Genomic DNA, 18,701 nt, shown 5'->3' with positions numbered 1-18,701 from the left:
TTTTATCTAAATAAAAATTTATTTATTATAACTATTTATTTCCCAATGCAAAATTCAGAAAAAATATTTTCTAATAAATCATCAGTAGTAAAAATACCCAATATTTGACCTAATAAATTTTGAGCTATACGTAAATCCTCAGCTAATAATTCCCATTTTTTAGATATTTTCCAATTTTCTTTACTTTCAGAAATTACTTTTAATGCAGAATTTAATGCATTAAGATGACGACGTCGAGCTAAAAAAATACCTTCTGTATTTTCACATGATGCTAAATTTTTTTTCTTTAAATATCGACGTAATAAATCTATTCCATCACTAGTATATGCAGATAAAGAAATAAATGTTTGTCCATTTATATTTTTAATACTAGCTTTTTGGGAAGTTAAATCTGATTTATTTAAAATCACAGTTATAGCACACTTATTTTTCACAGTACGACAAAAATCAGAATACGTTTTATGTTGAATTAATTTATCTAATGTACTATCGATCACAAATAAAATATGTTCGGCTAATTCCATTTCCTTATACGCACGTTCAATGCCAATAGACTCTATTTCATTATCAGTACTACGTAATCCAGCTGTATCAACTAATTCAAATTGAATACCATCAATATTTACATATTCTCGTAATATATCACGAGTGGTACCTTTTTGATTAGTGACAATAGCAGAATTAGAAAAAGACAAAGAATTAAATAAACTTGACTTACCAGCATTAGCCGGTCCAGCTATTACAACTTTTATACCTTCTCTTAATATTCTTCCCTGATTCGATATATTTAAAATTTTATTAATAGACAAAATAATAGTATTTAATTGCTTATCAATATCTTCTTCAAAAAAAAGAGTCATTTCTTCTTCTGGAAAATTTATTCCAGCCTCTAAATTTACACGTATTTGGGTAATACTATCCATTAACCTGGAAATTTTAGAAGAAAAAACTCCTTGTAAAGATTGTAAAGATAACTTTGCTACTTTTTCAGATGTAGCATTGATCAAATCTACTATGGATTCAGCTTGAGCTAAATCTATTTTACCATTTAAAAAAGCACGTTCTGAAAATTCACCAGGTCTAGCAATTCTAACTCCAGTAATTAAAGTAATATGTTTAATAAGTAAATCCAATATTACTGGACTACCGTGCCCCTGTAACTCTAATACATCTTCACCGGTATAAGAATTTGGTTTATCAAACCACAAAGCTATCCCTTTATCTAAGATTAATCCATTGCTATCTAAAAAAAACATATGATTCACACATCGTGTTTTTGGCATTTTCCCTAATACTTTTAAAGCAACTTCTTTAGAACGTTCTCCTGAAATTCTTAAGATACCTACTCCACCTCTTCCTTGAGGAGTAATTTGTGCTATTATTGTAACATTTTTATCATATACCATATGATAAACATCACCTTATTTAATGTATTTTTTATAATATAAAAAAATATATTATACTTAAAAAATCATTCTTTTTCTAAATAATAAAAAATTAATTTTTGTTGTACAATAGTTATAATATTACTGACAATATAATATAAAACCAAACCAGAAGGAAACCATAGAAAAAATATAGAAAATAAAATAGGGACAAGATTTAAAAATTTTTGTTGTACCGGATCAGATATATTATTTGGTGACATTTTTTGAATACAAAACATTGTAAAACCCATTATTATAGGTAAAATATAATAAGGATCTTGATCTGATAAATCCTGAATCCATAAATAAAAAGGCGCATGACGTAATTCTATAGAACTCATAAGCATATAATACAATGCTAAAAAAATAGGCATTTGTATCAACAAAGGTAAACACCCACCAAAAGGATTTATTTTTTCCTGCTGATAAAGATTCATCATTGCTTTATTAAAACTATTTTTATCATCTGAAAACTTATTTTTTAAATCGTCAATTTTAGGTTGTAATTCACGCATTTTTGCCATTGCAATATATTGTACTTTAGTTAAAGGATAAAGTATCCCCCTCATAATTAAAGTAATAACAATAATAGAAATACCCCAATTACCTATAATATTATATAATAATTTCAAAAATCTGAACAATGGCTGAGATAAAAACCATAAAAAACCGTAATCTACAGTTAAGTCAAGACCAGGAGATAAAATAGCCATTTTTTCTTGAATTTCTGGACCTATCCATAAATTTGCATGTATTTTATAATTTTCGTTAGGCATAATATAAATTTTATCAGACTTATATCCAATAGCTACAATATCGTGATTAAAGTGAGATGTATATATAACATTCATACCTTTTGATTGTGGTATCCAAGCAGCAACAAAATATTGTTGTAACATAGCTATCCAACCATTTTTTGTTTGAAGATATAAATTCTCGTTTCTAACGATATTATTAAATTTATATTTGTTAAATTTGCTATTTTCAGTAGAATAAGCAGCTCCTCGAAAACTTTGCAATGCAAAATTCTTACTATAAAAATTTCCACTCTTTGGCAAATTAATAGTTTGTTTTAATTGTCCAAACATAGAGCATTCTAAAATTTTGTTAGTACTATTTTTAATTTCATACTGAACCGTAATATCATAAGACCCGGATTTAAATATAAAAATCTTTGTAAAAATAACCCCATTCTTTCCAATCCAAACCATTGGAACACGTAATTCCTTCTGCCCTTTATTCAATTTAAAGTAACTTTTAGCACTAACATAAATAGGTCGTGTACCATAATGTGGATTATCTGGACCATCCTTTCCAGTTAAACCACTTTGTGCTTGATAAAAAAAATCAGATTTCGTTTCAAGTAATCTAAAACACTGTAAAGAATGTAATTTATCCTTATATTCAAGTAAACTAGCTTGATCTATATCTCCTCCATACCGATTAATACTTAAAAATATAGTATCTGTTTTTATAAAAATATTCTTTTTCTCTTCTATTATTGGAATAAATAATCTCTTTTTATTTTCTTTTACCTGAATAACGGATGATTTTGGATTAATTTCTACTTTCCATGATTGCCACAATAAAAAAGAACATAATAAAAAAAAAAAGATCAAAATATTACGTTGTAGATCCATCATTTATATTCTCTTTTATTTTTTGCATTTTTTGATACAATATCATTTTTATAAAAATAAAAAGGATGACATTGCAATACTCTTTTTAATATTAAATATATACTCTTTACTAAATTAAATTTCTGTAATACATTTAATGCATATTGTGAACAGCTAGGATAAAAACGACAACAAGGTTTTAAAAAAATACTAATACATTGTTGATATATAATAATCACAAATATTAAAAAATTAGAAATTATTGATAATAATTTAACCATAATTTCTCCAGTTTTTTTCTTAATAAAAAACTATTCAATTTTATAGCGCTTTTTTTTACTATAACAACAAAATCCATTTTAAGAATTTTATGTTGAGATAACCTAAAACTTTCTCGAATTAATCTTTTTAATCTATTTCTATCATGAGCATATTTAACATTTTTTTTTTATGCTTAAACCAAGACGTGAATATTCTAAAAAATTTAACCTACTTAACATTATTATTTCTAATGTTTCTAACTTTACCGATTTTTCAAATACAAAACCAAAATTAGCTGGAGTAGATAAACGAAACTTCTTTTTGAAATAGAAACGAATCATTGTAATAACTTCTATTTAGAAGAAACAGTTAAAAAAACACGTGATTTAGCGCGTCTACGAGCCAAAATATGACGACCATTTTTCGTAGCCATACGAACACGAAATCCATGCGAACGATTTCTTTTTAAAATAGAAGGTTGAAAGGTACGTTTCATAACTATTATTTACCTCTTTTTATTTAATAATTCATTTTATAAATATATAAAATATTTATTTTTATTATGATAACAAGAATAATAATTCTTCTTTATTGAGTCAATAAACTTTATAAAAATCTTTGCACATCATATAAATATTAACATGATCAATAATTGATTAATTATAAACAAAAAATGTTTTCAAATATTCAAAATTTTTATTTTGACATAATATTTCATTTCATTAAAAAATAAAATTTAAATTAAATAACAAGCTCATCTCCATAATAATCCTGTTAGATAAAAAGTGAAATCAAAAACATAAAAAAATTTTTACTAAAAATTCATTCTTTTATTATAAATCTTACATAATATAACTGTAAAAAAATGAATATAAAAACTTCAAAAATATTTTATGCATAAATACGCGATAAATACATTCATTATTTTAAATAATTTTATTCCTTATTAATTTTGTTTGTGTGGAGTTGACCGTGTCATTTTCACTTTGGCAACAATGTCTTACTTGCTTACAGGCTATTCTGTCACCAACAGAATTTAGTATATGGATACGTCCACTAAAAGCCAAATTAAAAAAAAATATATTGGAATTATCTGCATCCAATAAATTTGTATTAGACTGGGTAAAAGATAAATATCTTACGAATATCAAACAATTACTATACAATTTCTGTGGTCAAAATGCACCTATACTTATATTTAGAGTCAAAGGTACATACAAAAAAAAAGATATTAGAAAATTAATAAAATTACATCATCAATATAAAAAAAAATCACTATTATGGGATAATATATCAATATCAAAGAAAATATCTTATTGTTCTAATATTAATAAAAAACATAAATTTTCTAATTTTATATCAGGAAAATCAAATCAACTTGCACTTACAGCAATATATCAAGTAACTAATAATCCTGGAATTTTATATAATCCGCTATTTTTATATGGAAAAACAGGATTAGGAAAAACACATTTATTACATGCTGCAGGAAATAAAATGCTAAAACATCAATTTAATTCTAAAGTAGTTTATATGCATTCCGAACGTTTCGTAGAAGATATGGTGAGATCTTTAAAAAATAATACCATAGAAGATTTTAAAATATACTATCGTTCAGTCGATGCATTACTAATTGATGATATCCAATTTTTTGCTAATAAAGAACGATCTCAAGAAGAATTTTTTCATACTTTCAATTCTCTTATAGAAGGAAAACAACAAATAATATTAACTTCAGATCACTATCCTAAAGAAATTAATGGAATAGAAGATCGCCTAAAATCAAGATTTGGATGGGGTTTAACTATTTCTATTAATCCTCCTGAATTAGAAACTAGAATTAATATTCTAATTAATAAAGCACAAGAAAATAACATCAATTTGCCAGATGAAGTTGCTTTTTTTATTGCAAAAAGATTAAGATCAAATGTACGTGAATTAGAAGGTGCCTTAAATCGTGTGATAGCTAATGCAAATTTTACTAGTCGCATAATTACAATAGATTTTGTACGTGAAACTCTAAAAGACATGTTTAAAATAAAAGAAAAATTAATTACTATCGATAAAATTCAAAAAAAGGTAGCAGAATATTATAAAATCAAAGTATCTGATTTATTATCTAGACGTCGTTCCCGCTCAGTTGCTCGACCAAGACAAATAGCAATGGCAATGTCAAAAAAACTTACCAATTGCAGTTTACCTGAAATTGGCGATGCTTTTGGAGGAAGAGACCATACTACTGTATTACACGCCTGCCGAAAAGTAGAACAACTTTGTAAAGAAAATATTAATATTTTAACAGATTTTTCTAATTTAATACTAACAATATCTTCATAACCTTATGAAATTTAATATAAAAAAAAATGACCTATTAAAAGGTCTTCAACAAGTAGGATCTATATTGGTTAAAAATCCATCTTTTCCCATATTAGAAAATATATTAATAGAAATAAAAGAAAACATATTATCATTAACTGCTACTAATTTAGAAACAGAAATAATTACTAAAATACCAATAAATTATGTTTATCAAACAGGCAATATTGTTGTTTCTGGAAAAAAATTATTAAATATTTGCCGTAATTTACCAAATCAATCAATAATTCAAATAGAAAAAAAAAATAATAAAATTAATATTATCTCAAATAACAGTTATTTTTCATTAATTACAATATCACCAAAAAATTTTCCTAATTTATGTCAATTTGAACATGAAAAAGAATTCTATATATCCCAATATATCTTAAAAAAAATGATTCTTGCAACTCAATTTTCTATGGCAAACCAAGATATACGATATTATCTTAATGGTATGTTATTTGATATTAAAGAAAATAATTTTCGTACCGTTACAACAGACGGTTATCGTATGGCTATATACAATACACCTATTAATTTTTCAAACTCTTCTTGTTCAATTATTATACCGAGAAAAAGTATCTTAGAACTAGTCCGATTATTACATAACAATGAATCTTTATTACATATTTTAATAGGAAAAAATAATATTCGAATAAAAATAGAAAATATTATATTGACATCTAAATTAATTTCAGGAGTTTTTCCAAATTACAACACAATTCTATTAAATTATCCAATTAAGATTATAGGGGTAAAAATTAGCACACTAAAAAAATCATTATCGCGAGTAGCAATCTTATCTAATCAAAATATCCACGGTGTTCATTTACATTTAAACCATGGAAGATTAGAAATTAGCGCTAAAAATCAAGAAGAAGAAGAAGCAAAAGAAATAATTGATTTAATCTACTTCGCAAACGTTGATTTTAGAATTAATATTAATGTCAATTATGTTTTAGACGTATTAAATACACTTACCGGTCAAAATGTGTATTTTTTAATGCAAAAAAATACTTCTAAAATTCAATTAGAAGAAGATAAAATATCTTCTGTTTCCTATATTATAATGCCTTTGCATATTTAAAATAAAAAACACTAATCTATTTATTATATTAAAAACATTATTTTTAATAATTTTTTGAACAATAAAATAGTTAAAATCGGATAGTAATATTCTTATATTAAATTTTATTATATTAAAATTGCAATATTTTAAAAAATAAATTGAATTTAATATAAAAAATTAATTTTTTACAATTAATACTATATTTTGTTACTTTTAAATACATTAACGATAAATCATTAATCAATAAAAAGAGGTTTTATGTCTAAATCCTATAACTCATCTAGTATTAAAATTCTAAAAGGTTTAGAAGCAGTAAAAAAACGCCCTGGCATGTATATTGGTAATACCGATAATGGAACAGGATTACATCACATGGTATTTGAAGTAGTAGATAATTCCATTGATGAAGCATTAGCCGGATATTGCACAGAAATCATCGTAACTATAAATCAAGATAACTCAATTTCAGTAAAAGATAACGGAAGAGGTATTCCCGTTGATGTTCATCCTGATGCAGGTATATCTGCTGCTGAAGTAATTATGACAGTACTTCATGCTGGAGGAAAATTTGATAACGATTCTTATAAAGTATCAGGAGGACTACATGGAGTAGGTATATCTGTAGTTAATGCATTATCTGAAAAATTGGAATTAAATATTTACAGAAATAATAAAATATATCAACAATTCTATACATATGGAAAACCCCAAAATAATTTGTCAATAATAGGAAAAACTAAAATAACTGGTACAGAAATAAGATTTTGGCCCAGTCATCAAACATTCACTAACGTTACTACATTTAAATATGAAATTTTATCTAAAAGATTACGCGAATTATCTTTTCTTAATCCAGGTATAGCAATTTTTCTTGTAGATATAAAAAGAAATATTCATGATCACTATCACTATCAAGGCGGAATAAAATCCTTTATAAATTTTTTAAATAAAAATAAAACTCCTATTCACACAAATGTATTTTATTTTAATGCTACAAAAAATAGTATATCTGTCGAAATTGCAATGCAATGGAACAATTCTTTTCAGGAAAATATATATTGTTTTACTAATAATATTTCACAAGAAGATGGTGGAACACATCTGATAGGTTTCAGAACAGCAATAACACGAACATTAAATACTTACATAGAAAAAGAAGGCTACAATAAAAAAACAAAAATTGTTGTTACAGGCGATGATACTCGTGAAGGATTAATTGCTATTATTTCAATAAAAATTCCTAATCCTAAATTTTCATCTCAAACAAAAGAAAAACTAATATCTTCTGAAGTTAAATACGTCGTAGAATCCTTAATGAATGAACATCTGTTAGCATATCTTCTAGAAAATCCACAAGATGCTAAAATTATTTCTAATAAAATTATAGACGCAGCTCGAGCTAGAGATGCTGCTCGTCGAGCTCGTGAAATCAGTAGAAAACAAGGATCCTTAGATATTAATGGATTACCTGGAAAACTTGCTGATTGTCAAGAAAAAAATCCTGTCTTATCTGAAATCTATTTAGTAGAAGGAGATTCAGCAGGAGGTTCTGCAAAACAAGGAAGAAATAGAAAAAATCAAGCAATTTTACCACTTAAAGGAAAAATATTAAATGTAGAAAAATCTAGTTTTGAGAAAATGCTGTCTTCTCAAGAAATTGCCACTTTGATCACCGCTTTAGGATGTAGTATAGGAAAAAATGAATACAATTTAACAAAACTAAGATATCATAGTATTATTATCATGACAGATGCTGATATTGACGGATCTCATATTCGAACTTTATTACTTACTTTTTTTTATCGACAAATTCCAGAAATTATAGAAAAAGGATATCTTTATATTGCTCAACCTCCTCTGTATAAAATAAAAAAAGGGAAAAAAGAGCGTTATATAAAAGATGATGAATCTTTGAGAAAATATCAAATACAAATAGCACTGGAAGATGCTTCTTTGCAAATAAAAAATAATTCTACAATACGTATTCTTAATAATGAATTAAAAAAATTAATTAATCAATATAATAACATTCAAAAAACAATACAATCCATTAAAGATCAACATCCATTAATTATCTTAAACGAACTAATTTATCAACCTTCTTTACTTTCTTTAGAAAATAAAAATGTAGTAAAAAGTTGGATAAATAAATTAGTCAATGACTTAAATAAAAAAGAAAAAAAATCTTTTATTTATACTAGTGATATTCAATTTGATAAAAATAATAAATTATTTATTCCAATAATAAAAATTTCAAAATACTCCTTAATTAAAATACACAAATTAGACTTTACATTTTTTCAAAGTATAGAATATCGGAAAATTTGTAAAATACATAAAAAAATATCTCAATTAACAGAACAAAAAGCGTTTATAAAGAAAGGAGAAAATACATACAATATTGATAATTTAGAAATATTATTAGAAAAATTAATAAAACAATCTCAAAAAGGAATTTCTATTCAACGTTATAAAGGATTAGGTGAAATGAATCCAGAACAATTATGGAATACAACTATGAATCCAAATACCAGAAGAATGCTTCAAGTAAATATTAAAGACGCTTATTCTGCTAATAAATTATTTTCTACATTGATGGGAGATGCTGTAGAACCTAGAAGAAACTTTATAGAAAAAAATGCTCTAAAAGTAGAAAATATAGATATCTAAAAAACATAATTTAAATTAAAAATAAATAATATAATTATATATCTACATCAATATATACTATATCAATATTTTTTTTAAAAGATAATATAAAAATATGCGACAGGAAGAAACTAAAAAACCTGCCGCTAAAAAATTACTTTAACTATTAAGATCTCTCCATTATTTGAATAATATGAAGTTTCGCCAATATCACCTTTAATTTTTGCATTATGTTTTTTTTATCGGTAGACTCATCACTTTTCTTTATTAATTCTTCATATTTTCGTTTTTCTTCTAAAATAAAATTTTTATCTAAATCCATTGCTCTAATAGCAATATCAGCTAAAACAGTAACTTCAAATGGCTGTACTTCTAAAATACCGCCAGAAATATAAACGTATTCTTTTTTTCCTAGATTATTTAAAAAACAGATATAACCAGATTGTTTTATAAACGTTAATAATGGAGTATGTCCTGGATATATACCAAGTTCTCCTTCACTGCCAGTTATCTGTATTTTTTTCACTAAACCAGAAAAAATATTTGTTTCAAAACTCACTACATTTAATTGATAAGTCATGACAATTTTCCCAAAAACACCTAATAATCGCTTTATGAAGACAATGTTTTTGCTTTTTCTATCACTTCTTCAATAGTTCCAACCATATAAAAAGCTTGCTCCGGTAAATAATCGCAATTACCATTTATGATTTCTTTAAAACCAAAGATAGTGTTTTTTAAAGATACATATTTTCCTGGAAATCCAGTAAATACTTCTGCTACAAAAAATGGCTGTGATAAAAAACGCTGTATTTTTCGAGCTCGTGATACTAATAATTTATCTTCTTCTGATAATTCATCCATTCCTAATATTGCAATTATATCTTTTAGTTCTTGATATCTTTGTAATATTTCTTGAACTGTGCGAGCTGTTTCATAATGATCAAAGCTTATAATATTAGGATCTAAATAACGGCTGGTAGAGTTTAAAGGATCGACAGCAGGATATATTCCTAAACTAGCTATCTGTCTACTTAAAGTTACTGTTGAATCTAAATGTGCAAATGTTGTAGCAGGAGAAGGATCAGTTAAATCATCAGCAGGTACATAAACAGCTTGAACGGAAGTAATAGAACCTTTTTTTGTAGAAGTAATACGTTCTTGTAACGTTCCCATTTCTTCAGCTAATGTAGGTTGATATCCTACAGAAGATGGCATTCTACCAAGTAAAGCTGAAACTTCTGTTCCAGCTAATGTATAGCGATATATATTATCAATAAATAATAAAACATCTTTCCCTTCATCTCGAAATTTTTCTGCTAAAGTTAAACCGGTAAAAGCTACCCTTAATCGATTGCCAGGAGGTTCATTCATTTGTCCATAAACTAATGATACTTTATCTAATACATTGGAAACTCTCATTTCATGATAAAAATCATTACCTTCACGTGTTCTTTCTCCAACTCCTGTAAATACTGAATAGCCAGCGTGCTCAATAGCAATATTTCGAATTAATTCCATCATATTTACTGTTTTACCAACACCTGCTCCTCCAAATAAACCTACCTTTCCACCTTTCGAAAATGGACAGATCAAATCAATAACTTTAATCCCTGTTTCTAAAATATCTTGAGAACCAAGTTGTTCTTCATAACTAGGAGCTGGTCTGTGAATTTCCCAATATTCAGTACTTCTACCATCTTTTTCTATTACAGGTCCTTTCATATCGATAGGATTGCCTAAAACATCTATAATACGACCTAAAGTTGCTTTTCCTACCGGAACTTTAATAGCATGTTTTAAATCAACAACAGATAATCCACGTTTTAAACCATCAGAGGAACCCATAGCAATTGTTCGAACAACCCCTGAACCTAATTGCTGTTGTACTTCTAATATTAAATTTACATCCTTATCTTTAACTTCTAAAGCATTATATATATTCGGAACTAATCCTGGAGAAAATTCTACATCTACTACCGCACCTATTATTTGAATAATTTTCCCTACAGCCATTGCTAAAACCTCAAAAAAATTTATTAAGTTAATGAAACTGCAGAAGCTCCTGAAATAATTTCTGTTAATTCTCTAGTAATACTGGCTTGTCGCGTTTTATTATAAATTAACTTTAATTCTTTAATAATTTTGCCACTATTATCGGTTGCCATTTTCATAGCTATCATACGTGCTGATTGCTCACTAGCTATATTTTCTAATATACCTTGATATATTTGAGATTCAACATAACGATTCAATAAAAAATCTAATAATAAATTAGAATCTGGTTCATATAAATAATCCCATTTCTGACATAAACCTTCTTTTTTAATATCTTTTTTCAGTAAAGGTAATAATTGATTTATCATTGGAGTATAAATTATAGTATTATTAAATTCATTATTAGCTAAAAATAATTTATCAATCACTTTATTTTTATACATTTGTAAAATAATTTTTATTGCATGAGTAAAATCAGATAAACTTGGTTTATCACCTACATTCGTAACAGAAGTAATAATATTACCACTACATTTATTAAAAAAATTGAATCCTTTTACACCAAAAATTATTAAATCGGAGATAACATTTTTTTCTGAATACTTTTTTATCTTAATTAATACTTTCTTAAAAAGATTGGTATTTAAACTACCGCATAATCCTCTATCTGTTGATATAATAATTAAACCAATACGTTTAACAGTTCTTTTTTCTAAATAAATATGCTTATGTTCTAAATTAGCTTGAATAAGATGATTTATAATTTTCTTTATCATAGTAGAATACGGACGTCTTATATGCATTCTTTTTACTGTTTTTCTCATTTTAGAAACAGCTACCATTTCCATAGCTTTAGTGATTTTTTTTGTATTTTTTATACTACTGATTTTATTGTAAATTTCTTTTTCTGCTACCATTTTAAGTCCTTAAAATACTATGTATTTTAAAATAGTTACCAACATTGAGTAGACTTAAATTCTTCTATTAATGACATTAACGTTTGTTCTATATTTTTAGTTAATATTTTATCTTCATTAATTTTTTTTAGTAAATAAAAATGTTTTTGATTAAAATAATTTAATATAGATTCTTCAAAATCAGAAATTTTTTCTAATTCAATATTATCGAGGAACCCTCGATCTGCAGCAAAAAAAACTACTGACTGTTCTGCTATTGATAATGGACAATATTGTTTTTGTTTTAACAATTCAGTTAATTTTTTACCATAAATCAATTGTTTTCTTGTAATTTCATCTAAATCAGAAGAAAATTGAGAAAAAGATGCTAGTTCTCGATACTGAGCAAGAGCAGTTCGAATTCCGATAGATAATTTTTTAATTATATTGCTTTGTGCTGCACTACCGACACGAGATACAGAGATTCCTGGATTAACAGCTGGACGAATTCCAGAATTAAACAAATTAGATTCTAGAAAAATCTGTCCATCAGTAATAGAAATAACATTAGTAGGAACAAAAGCAGATACATCACCACCTTGAGTTTCAATAATAGGTAAAGCCGTTAAAGAACCTTTTCTACCTTGTATTTTCCCTTTAGTAAAATTTTCAACAAATATTTCATTAACACAAGCTGATCTCTCTAATAATCGAGAATGCAAATAAAAAATATCTCCAGGAAAAGCTTCTCTTCCTGGTGGACGTCTTAATAATAAAGATATTTGACGATAAGCAATAGCATGCTTAGATAAATCATCGTAAACAATTAAAGCATTTTTACCGATATTCCGAAAATATTCACCCATTGTACAACCTGCATATGGTGCCAAATATTGCAATGCAGCAGATTCAGATGCAGAAGCCACAACTACTATAGTGTTGGATAAAGCTCCATAATTTTCTAATTTTTTTACAACATTGGCTACCGTCGAATTTTTTTGACCTATAGATACATAAATACATCGAATTCCCGATTTATTTTGATTAATAATTGTATCTATAGCCAAAGCAGTTTTTCCTGTTTGACGATCTCCGATAATTAATTCTCGTTGTCCACAACCAATAGGAACCATTGCATCTATGGATTTATAACCTGTTAAAATAGGTTGAGTAACCGATATTCTATCTATTACACCTGGTGCATTTACTTCAACAGGAGAAAAAATATCATTTTTAATAACACCTTTTCCGTCAATAGGTTGTCCAAGAGCATTGACTACTCTTCCTAAAAATTTTTCTCCTACCGGAACTTCTAAAATACGACCTGTACACTTTACTTGAGTATTTTCTGTAATGTGAGTATACGGACCCATAACAATAGCACCCACAGTATCTCTTTCTAAATTCAAAGCAATTGCATATTCATTTCCAGGTAATAAAATCATCTCTCCTTGCATAACATTAGACAAACCATATATTTTTATGATTCCATCACTTACTGAAATAATAGTACCTTCATTGTATACTTCATTAACTATCTTGAATTGAGCTATACGTTTTTTAATTAATTCACTGATCTCACTAGAATTTAAATGCATACCTTTATGATTCTCTCAATAATTTAAAAAATTCTGTAATTGTTTTAAACGATTACGAATAGACATATCAATCACAAGATCGTTTACTTTAATAATAAAACCATCAATAATAGAATTCTTCACACTTTTTTTTAAATTAATTTTTCTATTAAACTTTTTTTCCAAAAACAAAGAAATATTTTTTAGTTGTGACGAATTTAATACATATGCCGATATAATCTTAACTTCTAAAAATTTATTAAAATTATTTTTTAAATTAATGAATTCCGATAAAACATTATTTAATAAAAATAATCGTTTATTTGCAGCCATTATTTTAATTAAATTTTGACACTTCAAATTAATTTGATCTCCACATAATGTTATAAATACATTTGCTATATATTCCGCTGATAATACACCTGCTAACAAACTTTTTATTTTTAAATCTTTAGAAATACTAACAGCAAACAACAACATATTTTGCCAAAGATCCATTTTTTTTTCTTCTACTGCTAACGCAAATATAGCTTTTGCATAAATATTGGCTACACTTCTGTATTCACACATTAGAAATAAAAAATTCCTTATAAATTAGTAATTAATTCTTTAATAATATCATTATTTTTATTTTTTTTTATAGATCTTTGTATAACTTTTTCAGCCATTAAAATGGCTATGTTCTCTACATACTGAATTAACTCTTCTTGCATTTTTATACGTTCTAAATCAATATCAGAACGCGCTTTTATCATAAATTTATTTTTTTCTTTTTCTGCACTTTTTCTGGCTTCTTCTAAAATAATGTTACGTTGTTTCTTTGCTTCATTAATGAAATTAAATGCTGCTTTCTTTTGATTTTCAATTTCTTTTTTTACTTTTTCTTGATCTATTTTTAAATTTTCTTTTTCTTTTTTTATAAAATTTAAACTATCAGAAATATTTTTCTGCCTTTTTTCTATAGTTATTAAAATAGGAGGCCATATGTATTTCATACAAAACCAAACAAATAAAAAGAATGAAATAGCTTGTCCTAAAATAGTAGAATTAAGATTCACAATTTTACACCTTAATTGATTTTAAAATAAATCTTAAATCTTTGCATTATTAAAATAATGCAAAGATTTTTTATTAATTATTATTTAAATTTAAAAAACATTTACTTAAATAATAATACTCAAATTAAGCAATAGCAAATAATATATATAAAGCAAGACCAACAGCTATCATTGGAATAGCATCTACTAAACCCATAACAATAAAAAATTGGGTACGTAATAAAGGAACCAAATCTGGTTGCCGTGCTGCACCTTCTATAAATTTACTCCCCAAAATTCCAATACCAATAGCTGCTCCTATTGCTGCTAATCCTATCATAATAGATACTGCTATATAAATCATATCTGGACTTAAATTTTCCATGAAAATCTCCAAGATGTACTAAATATATAATTTTAATCAGTGCTTCTTTGAAGCCATCGATAAATAAACAATAGTTAATACCATAAAAATAAATGCTTGAAGTGAAATTATTAAAATATGAAAAATTGCCCAAGGTACAGTTAAAATCCATTGTAACCACCATGGAAGTAAACCAGCAATTAAAATAAAAATCATTTCTCCCGCATACATGTTACCAAACAGTCGCAATGCTAAAGAAACTGGTTTTGATAATAAATTAACAATCTCTAATATAACATTTATTAACAAAAAAAAAGGATGATTAAATGGTTGCATTGTCAATTCTTTTAAAAAACAGATTGCACCTTTCATTCTAAAACTATAAAACAAAATTAGTAAAAAAATACTAACAGACATAGATACAGTGACATTAATATCTGAAGATGGAACTATACGTAAAGCTGAAAAATGAAAAACAGACTCACTAACTAAAGGAAATAAATCAACAGGAAATAAATCCATAAAATTCATAAGAAAAATCCATACAAATACCGTTAATGATAAAGGAGCAATTAAATTACTTTTTTCCCCATACATTTCTTTTACGTTACTATTAATAAACCCGATAATTAATTCAACAAACACTTGTAACTTATTGGGTATACCATAAGTCATGTTTTTAGAAATTTTATAAAAAAAAATAAGAAATAAAAAACCTAATAAAATAGAAAAAAATATCGAATCAAGATTTAATATCCAAAAATTATTTGAAATAGTATCTTCCGTAGAAACTAATGTAAAAGTACGTAAATCCATCTGCAAATGATTTAAATGATGACTAATATATGTCTGAGGATTAAATGTTTCTCCTGAAGCCATTTTTGACTCCTATATGCTATCAATTAATAAATAATACCCATATTTTAAGAATTAAAAAATATTTAATTAATTAACTTACTATATGGTATTTTTATAATATATTTTAATATTAATAAAAAAATAATTATATTCCTTATTAAATTACAATTTAATATTTAATTAATATTAAATAAAAAATAAAAATATTATTTATATAAAATTAATTCTGATGAATAATATAAAAAATTATTTCATAAAAAATATAATATTAACTAATACATAATGTCGATATATTATTATTAAAAGTAATAAATATTACATGCTTTTTTAATATAGAAAAATATATTTATTTCTATAAATTAAATACTTTTGAATTTTAATTTAAATAATATAAAAATTTTAAAATTAAATAAATAATAACTAATTATATTTTATTATAAAAAATAAAGAATATTATTATTTATATTTCAAATTTTAAAAATATAATTAAAAATTAAAAATTATTTAGCAATTATTCTTGATTAAAATTTTATAAATTAATTTATGAACGAATAACATCTTTATGACAATTTTTTTTTATATAAATTAATAAAACAGAAATTGCCGCTGATGTAATACCTGAAATACGTGATGCTTGACCAATAGAAATAGGTTTATAAAGATTTAATTGTGAAATTACTTCATTAGATAAACCTTTTACATTACGATAATCTGATATACCCGATAAAAGTGTATTTTCATGATTTACATGTCTATTTATTTCATCTTTTTGACGAACAATATAACCTTCATATTTTATCTGAGTTTCAACTTGTTTAGCAGATTCTAAATCTGATAATCCAGGTCCAAAATAAGGCAATTCCATAAGTTTCCGATAAGTCACTTCAGGTCTCTTTAATAAATCTTTAACATTAGATAATTTCATTAATTTTTTTTCTAAAAATTCATTCAATTTATCTATCTCTAAAGAATTAGGATAAACAATTAATTTTTCCAACCGATTAAGTTCTTTGTTAATCAATAAAACTTTTTCATTATAACGTATCCATCTTTCATCATTTACTAAACCTAAATTTCGACCTATTTCAGTTAAACGTAAATCAGCATTATCTTCTCTTAAAATTAATCGATACTCTGCCCTTGCTGTAAACATTCTATAAGGTTCTTGGGTTCCTCTAGTACATAAATCATCTACTAAAACTCCTAAGTAAGCTTCGCTTCTTAAAGGAAACCAAGAATCAGAATCAGAAGAATACAAAGCAGCATTTAATCCAGCTAACAATCCTTGAGCAGCAGCTTCTTCATAACCAGTAGTACCATTGATTTGTCCAGCAAAAAATAAACCCTTGATAAATTTACTTTCCAAAGTAGGTTTTAAATCTCTTGGATCAAAAAAATCATATTCTATAGCATATCCCGGTTGTATTATTTTTGCTTTTTCTAAACCTTCTATGGATTTAACAAATTCATATTGAATATTTAAAGGAAGACTAGTAGAAATACCATTAGGGTAAATTTCATTGACAGTTAATCCTCCTGGTTCCAAAAAAATTTGATGAGAAGAACGATTAGAAAAACGCACTATTTTATCTTCAATAGAAGGACAATAACGAGGACCAATACCTTTTATTTCTCCTGTATACATGGGACTTTGATGTAAATTTTTTCGTATGATTTCATGCGTAAATTCATTCGTATGAGTAATATAACAAGGTACCTGACGAGGATGTTGTGATTTTTTACCAATGAACGAAAATACAGGTACAGGAATATCTCCTTTCTGAATTAAAAGATTTTTAAAATTTATGCTATTAACATCTATTCGTGGAGGAGTTCCTGTCTTTAATCTACCAACTCGAAATGGTAAATCTCTTAACCGATTTGCTAAAATTTTAGATGATGCATGACCTATACGTCCTCCTTCATGTTTATTATTAATACCTATATAAATTTTACCTCCTAAAAATGTGCCAGTTGTTAAGACAACAGCTCTTGCATAAAAATTAACTTTATTTGTCGTTTTTACACCTAAAATAGTTTCTTTTTTAATAATTAAATCTTCCACCTCTGCTTCAAAAACTAATAAGTTGTTTTGATTTTTTAAAGTTTTTTTTATAAAATCAGAATATAATTTTCTATCTGCTTGTGCTCGAGTAGCTCTTACAGCTGGACCCTTTTTAGCATTGAGTATTCTAAACTGAATACCAGAATAATCAATTGCTTTCGCCATAATACCACCTAATGCGTCAATTTCTTTAACTAAATGACTTTTACCAATACCACCTATAGCAGGATTACAAGATAAAAAACCTAAACTCTGTATTTTTTGGGTTAATAAAATAGTCTTATAACCCATTCTTGCAGAAGCCATTGATGCTTCTGTTCCTGCATGCCCCCCTCCAATAATAATAACATCAAAACGATTAAACATTCAATAAACCTTAGTCAATTAAAAAATAAAAATTAGAATTATTTCATCTATAATACAAAAAATAAAATTAATATAAAAGAGATATATTTAGCTAAAGAGTAATAAAAAATAAGAATACATTAATTTCATTGATATCTCTTTTATTAAATAGTAAAAA

Annotated in this window: 16 protein-coding genes and 1 pseudogene; 3 read left to right on the top strand and 14 right to left on the bottom strand. The window is 25.8% G+C overall.

Annotated elements, in window-relative coordinates; genetic code table 11:
- Positions 1-35: 35 nt before the first annotated feature.
- From mnmE to rpmH, 5 genes and pseudogenes are all read right to left on the bottom strand, one after another.
- Positions 36-1,406 (bottom strand): tRNA uridine-5-carboxymethylaminomethyl(34) synthesis GTPase MnmE, encoded by a 1,371-nt coding sequence (gene mnmE / locus AB4W77_RS00085; RefSeq protein ID WP_367681465.1) that lies wholly within the window; start codon positions 1,404-1,406, stop codon positions 36-38.
- A gap of 65 nt (positions 1,407-1,471) precedes the next feature.
- A complete protein-coding gene (gene yidC / locus AB4W77_RS00080; protein ID WP_367681695.1) occupies positions 1,472-3,067 on the bottom strand; it encodes a membrane protein insertase YidC in 1,596 nt (531 codons plus the stop codon).
- Positions 3,067-3,327 carry a membrane protein insertion efficiency factor YidD gene (gene yidD, locus AB4W77_RS00075; protein WP_367681464.1) on the bottom strand — a complete coding sequence of 87 codons (261 nt, stop codon included), beginning with the start codon at positions 3,325-3,327 and terminating at the stop codon, positions 3,067-3,069. Before yidD ends, yidC begins: the two co-directional genes overlap by 1 nt.
- A pseudogene (rnpA, locus tag AB4W77_RS00070) lies at positions 3,306-3,648 on the bottom strand (ribonuclease P protein component). Before rnpA ends, yidD begins: the two are co-directional and overlap by 22 nt.
- A gap of 11 nt (positions 3,649-3,659) precedes the next feature.
- Complete coding sequence (rpmH, locus tag AB4W77_RS00065; protein ID WP_367681463.1) at positions 3,660-3,803, bottom strand: 50S ribosomal protein L34; 144 nt, start codon at positions 3,801-3,803, stop codon at positions 3,660-3,662.
- A 476-nt stretch (positions 3,804-4,279) separates the two neighbouring features.
- Here rpmH and dnaA point away from each other — a divergent pair, with 476 nt between their 5' ends.
- The 3 genes from dnaA to gyrB all read left to right on the top strand — a co-directional run bounded on the left by dnaA (position 4,280) and on the right by gyrB (position 9,404).
- The gene (gene dnaA / locus AB4W77_RS00060) at positions 4,280-5,644 is read left to right on the top strand and encodes a chromosomal replication initiator protein DnaA (protein ID WP_367681462.1); all 1,365 of its coding nucleotides are present in this window, start codon (positions 4,280-4,282) and stop codon (positions 5,642-5,644) included.
- A 4-nt stretch (positions 5,645-5,648) separates the two neighbouring features.
- On the top strand, positions 5,649-6,752 hold the full coding sequence (gene dnaN, locus AB4W77_RS00055) for a DNA polymerase III subunit beta (RefSeq protein WP_367681461.1): 1,104 nt from the start codon (positions 5,649-5,651) through the stop codon (positions 6,750-6,752).
- Positions 6,753-6,992: 240 nt separating this feature from the next.
- Entirely contained in the window at positions 6,993-9,404 is a 2,412-nt protein-coding gene (gene gyrB / locus AB4W77_RS00050) for a DNA topoisomerase (ATP-hydrolyzing) subunit B (protein WP_367681460.1), read from the top strand.
- A gap of 145 nt (positions 9,405-9,549) precedes the next feature.
- Here the strand turns inward: gyrB and atpC are convergent, their stop codons facing one another.
- The 9 genes from atpC to mnmG form a co-directional block, all read right to left on the bottom strand.
- The gene (gene atpC / locus AB4W77_RS00045; protein ID WP_367681459.1) at positions 9,550-9,963 is read right to left on the bottom strand and encodes an ATP synthase F1 subunit epsilon; all 414 of its coding nucleotides are present in this window, start codon (positions 9,961-9,963) and stop codon (positions 9,550-9,552) included.
- A 32-nt stretch (positions 9,964-9,995) separates the two neighbouring features.
- Positions 9,996-11,399 carry a F0F1 ATP synthase subunit beta gene (gene atpD, locus AB4W77_RS00040; protein ID WP_367681458.1) on the bottom strand — a complete coding sequence of 468 codons (1,404 nt, stop codon included), beginning with the start codon at positions 11,397-11,399 and terminating at the stop codon, positions 9,996-9,998.
- Positions 11,400-11,422: 23 nt separating this feature from the next.
- Positions 11,423-12,298 (bottom strand): F0F1 ATP synthase subunit gamma, encoded by an 876-nt coding sequence (atpG, locus tag AB4W77_RS00035; protein ID WP_367681457.1) that lies wholly within the window; start codon positions 12,296-12,298, stop codon positions 11,423-11,425.
- A 35-nt stretch (positions 12,299-12,333) separates the two neighbouring features.
- The gene (gene atpA / locus AB4W77_RS00030) at positions 12,334-13,875 is read right to left on the bottom strand and encodes a F0F1 ATP synthase subunit alpha (protein ID WP_367681456.1); all 1,542 of its coding nucleotides are present in this window, start codon (positions 13,873-13,875) and stop codon (positions 12,334-12,336) included.
- Between the two features lie 15 nt (positions 13,876-13,890).
- Complete coding sequence (locus AB4W77_RS00025; RefSeq protein WP_367681455.1) at positions 13,891-14,424, bottom strand: F0F1 ATP synthase subunit delta; 534 nt, start codon at positions 14,422-14,424, stop codon at positions 13,891-13,893.
- A 17-nt stretch (positions 14,425-14,441) separates the two neighbouring features.
- Positions 14,442-14,912 (bottom strand): F0F1 ATP synthase subunit B, encoded by a 471-nt coding sequence (locus tag AB4W77_RS00020; RefSeq protein ID WP_367681454.1) that lies wholly within the window; start codon positions 14,910-14,912, stop codon positions 14,442-14,444.
- Between the two features lie 124 nt (positions 14,913-15,036).
- The gene (atpE, locus tag AB4W77_RS00015) at positions 15,037-15,276 is read right to left on the bottom strand and encodes a F0F1 ATP synthase subunit C (protein WP_265197191.1); all 240 of its coding nucleotides are present in this window, start codon (positions 15,274-15,276) and stop codon (positions 15,037-15,039) included.
- Positions 15,277-15,312: 36 nt separating this feature from the next.
- Complete coding sequence (atpB, locus tag AB4W77_RS00010) at positions 15,313-16,134, bottom strand: F0F1 ATP synthase subunit A (RefSeq protein WP_367681453.1); 822 nt, start codon at positions 16,132-16,134, stop codon at positions 15,313-15,315.
- Positions 16,135-16,654: 520 nt separating this feature from the next.
- Positions 16,655-18,544, bottom strand: a complete 1,890-nt coding sequence (mnmG, locus tag AB4W77_RS00005) for a tRNA uridine-5-carboxymethylaminomethyl(34) synthesis enzyme MnmG (RefSeq protein ID WP_367681452.1) — start codon at positions 18,542-18,544, stop codon at positions 16,655-16,657.
- Positions 18,545-18,701: the final 157 nt, after the last annotated feature.

The sequence above is a fragment of the Buchnera aphidicola (Pemphigus immunis) genome (assembly GCF_964059115.1).
GTDB lineage: Bacteria > Pseudomonadota > Gammaproteobacteria > Enterobacterales > Enterobacteriaceae > Buchnera_C > Buchnera_C aphidicola_C.
Note: the sequence above shows the minus strand (reverse complement) of the source record. Positions and strands in the feature narration are given on the sequence as shown.

Excerpts from the sequence above, each read along its gene's own strand:
- atpA (WP_367681456.1), bottom strand. The coding sequence starts at position 13,875 with ATGCATTTAAATTCTAGTGAGATCAGTGAATTAATTAAAAAACGTATA.
- atpG (WP_367681457.1), bottom strand. The coding sequence starts at position 12,298 with ATGGTAGCAGAAAAAGAAATTTACAATAAAATCAGTAGTATAAAAAAT.
- gyrB (WP_367681460.1), top strand. The coding sequence starts at position 6,993 with ATGTCTAAATCCTATAACTCATCTAGTATTAAAATTCTAAAAGGTTTA.
- rpmH (WP_367681463.1), bottom strand. The coding sequence starts at position 3,803 with ATGAAACGTACCTTTCAACCTTCTATTTTAAAAAGAAATCGTTCGCAT.
- atpB (WP_367681453.1), bottom strand. The coding sequence starts at position 16,134 with ATGGCTTCAGGAGAAACATTTAATCCTCAGACATATATTAGTCATCAT.
- AB4W77_RS00025 (WP_367681455.1), bottom strand. The coding sequence starts at position 14,424 with ATGTGTGAATACAGAAGTGTAGCCAATATTTATGCAAAAGCTATATTT.
- atpD (WP_367681458.1), bottom strand. The coding sequence starts at position 11,399 with ATGGCTGTAGGGAAAATTATTCAAATAATAGGTGCGGTAGTAGATGTA.
- atpC (WP_367681459.1), bottom strand. The coding sequence starts at position 9,963 with ATGACTTATCAATTAAATGTAGTGAGTTTTGAAACAAATATTTTTTCT.
- yidD (WP_367681464.1), bottom strand. The coding sequence starts at position 3,327 with ATGGTTAAATTATTATCAATAATTTCTAATTTTTTAATATTTGTGATT.
- yidC (WP_367681695.1), bottom strand. The coding sequence starts at position 3,067 with ATGGATCTACAACGTAATATTTTGATCTTTTTTTTTTTATTATGTTCT.
- mnmE (WP_367681465.1), bottom strand. The coding sequence starts at position 1,406 with ATGGTATATGATAAAAATGTTACAATAATAGCACAAATTACTCCTCAA.
- mnmG (WP_367681452.1), bottom strand. The coding sequence starts at position 18,544 with ATGTTTAATCGTTTTGATGTTATTATTATTGGAGGGGGGCATGCAGGA.
- atpE (WP_265197191.1), bottom strand. The coding sequence starts at position 15,276 with ATGGAAAATTTAAGTCCAGATATGATTTATATAGCAGTATCTATTATG.
- dnaN (WP_367681461.1), top strand. The coding sequence starts at position 5,649 with ATGAAATTTAATATAAAAAAAAATGACCTATTAAAAGGTCTTCAACAA.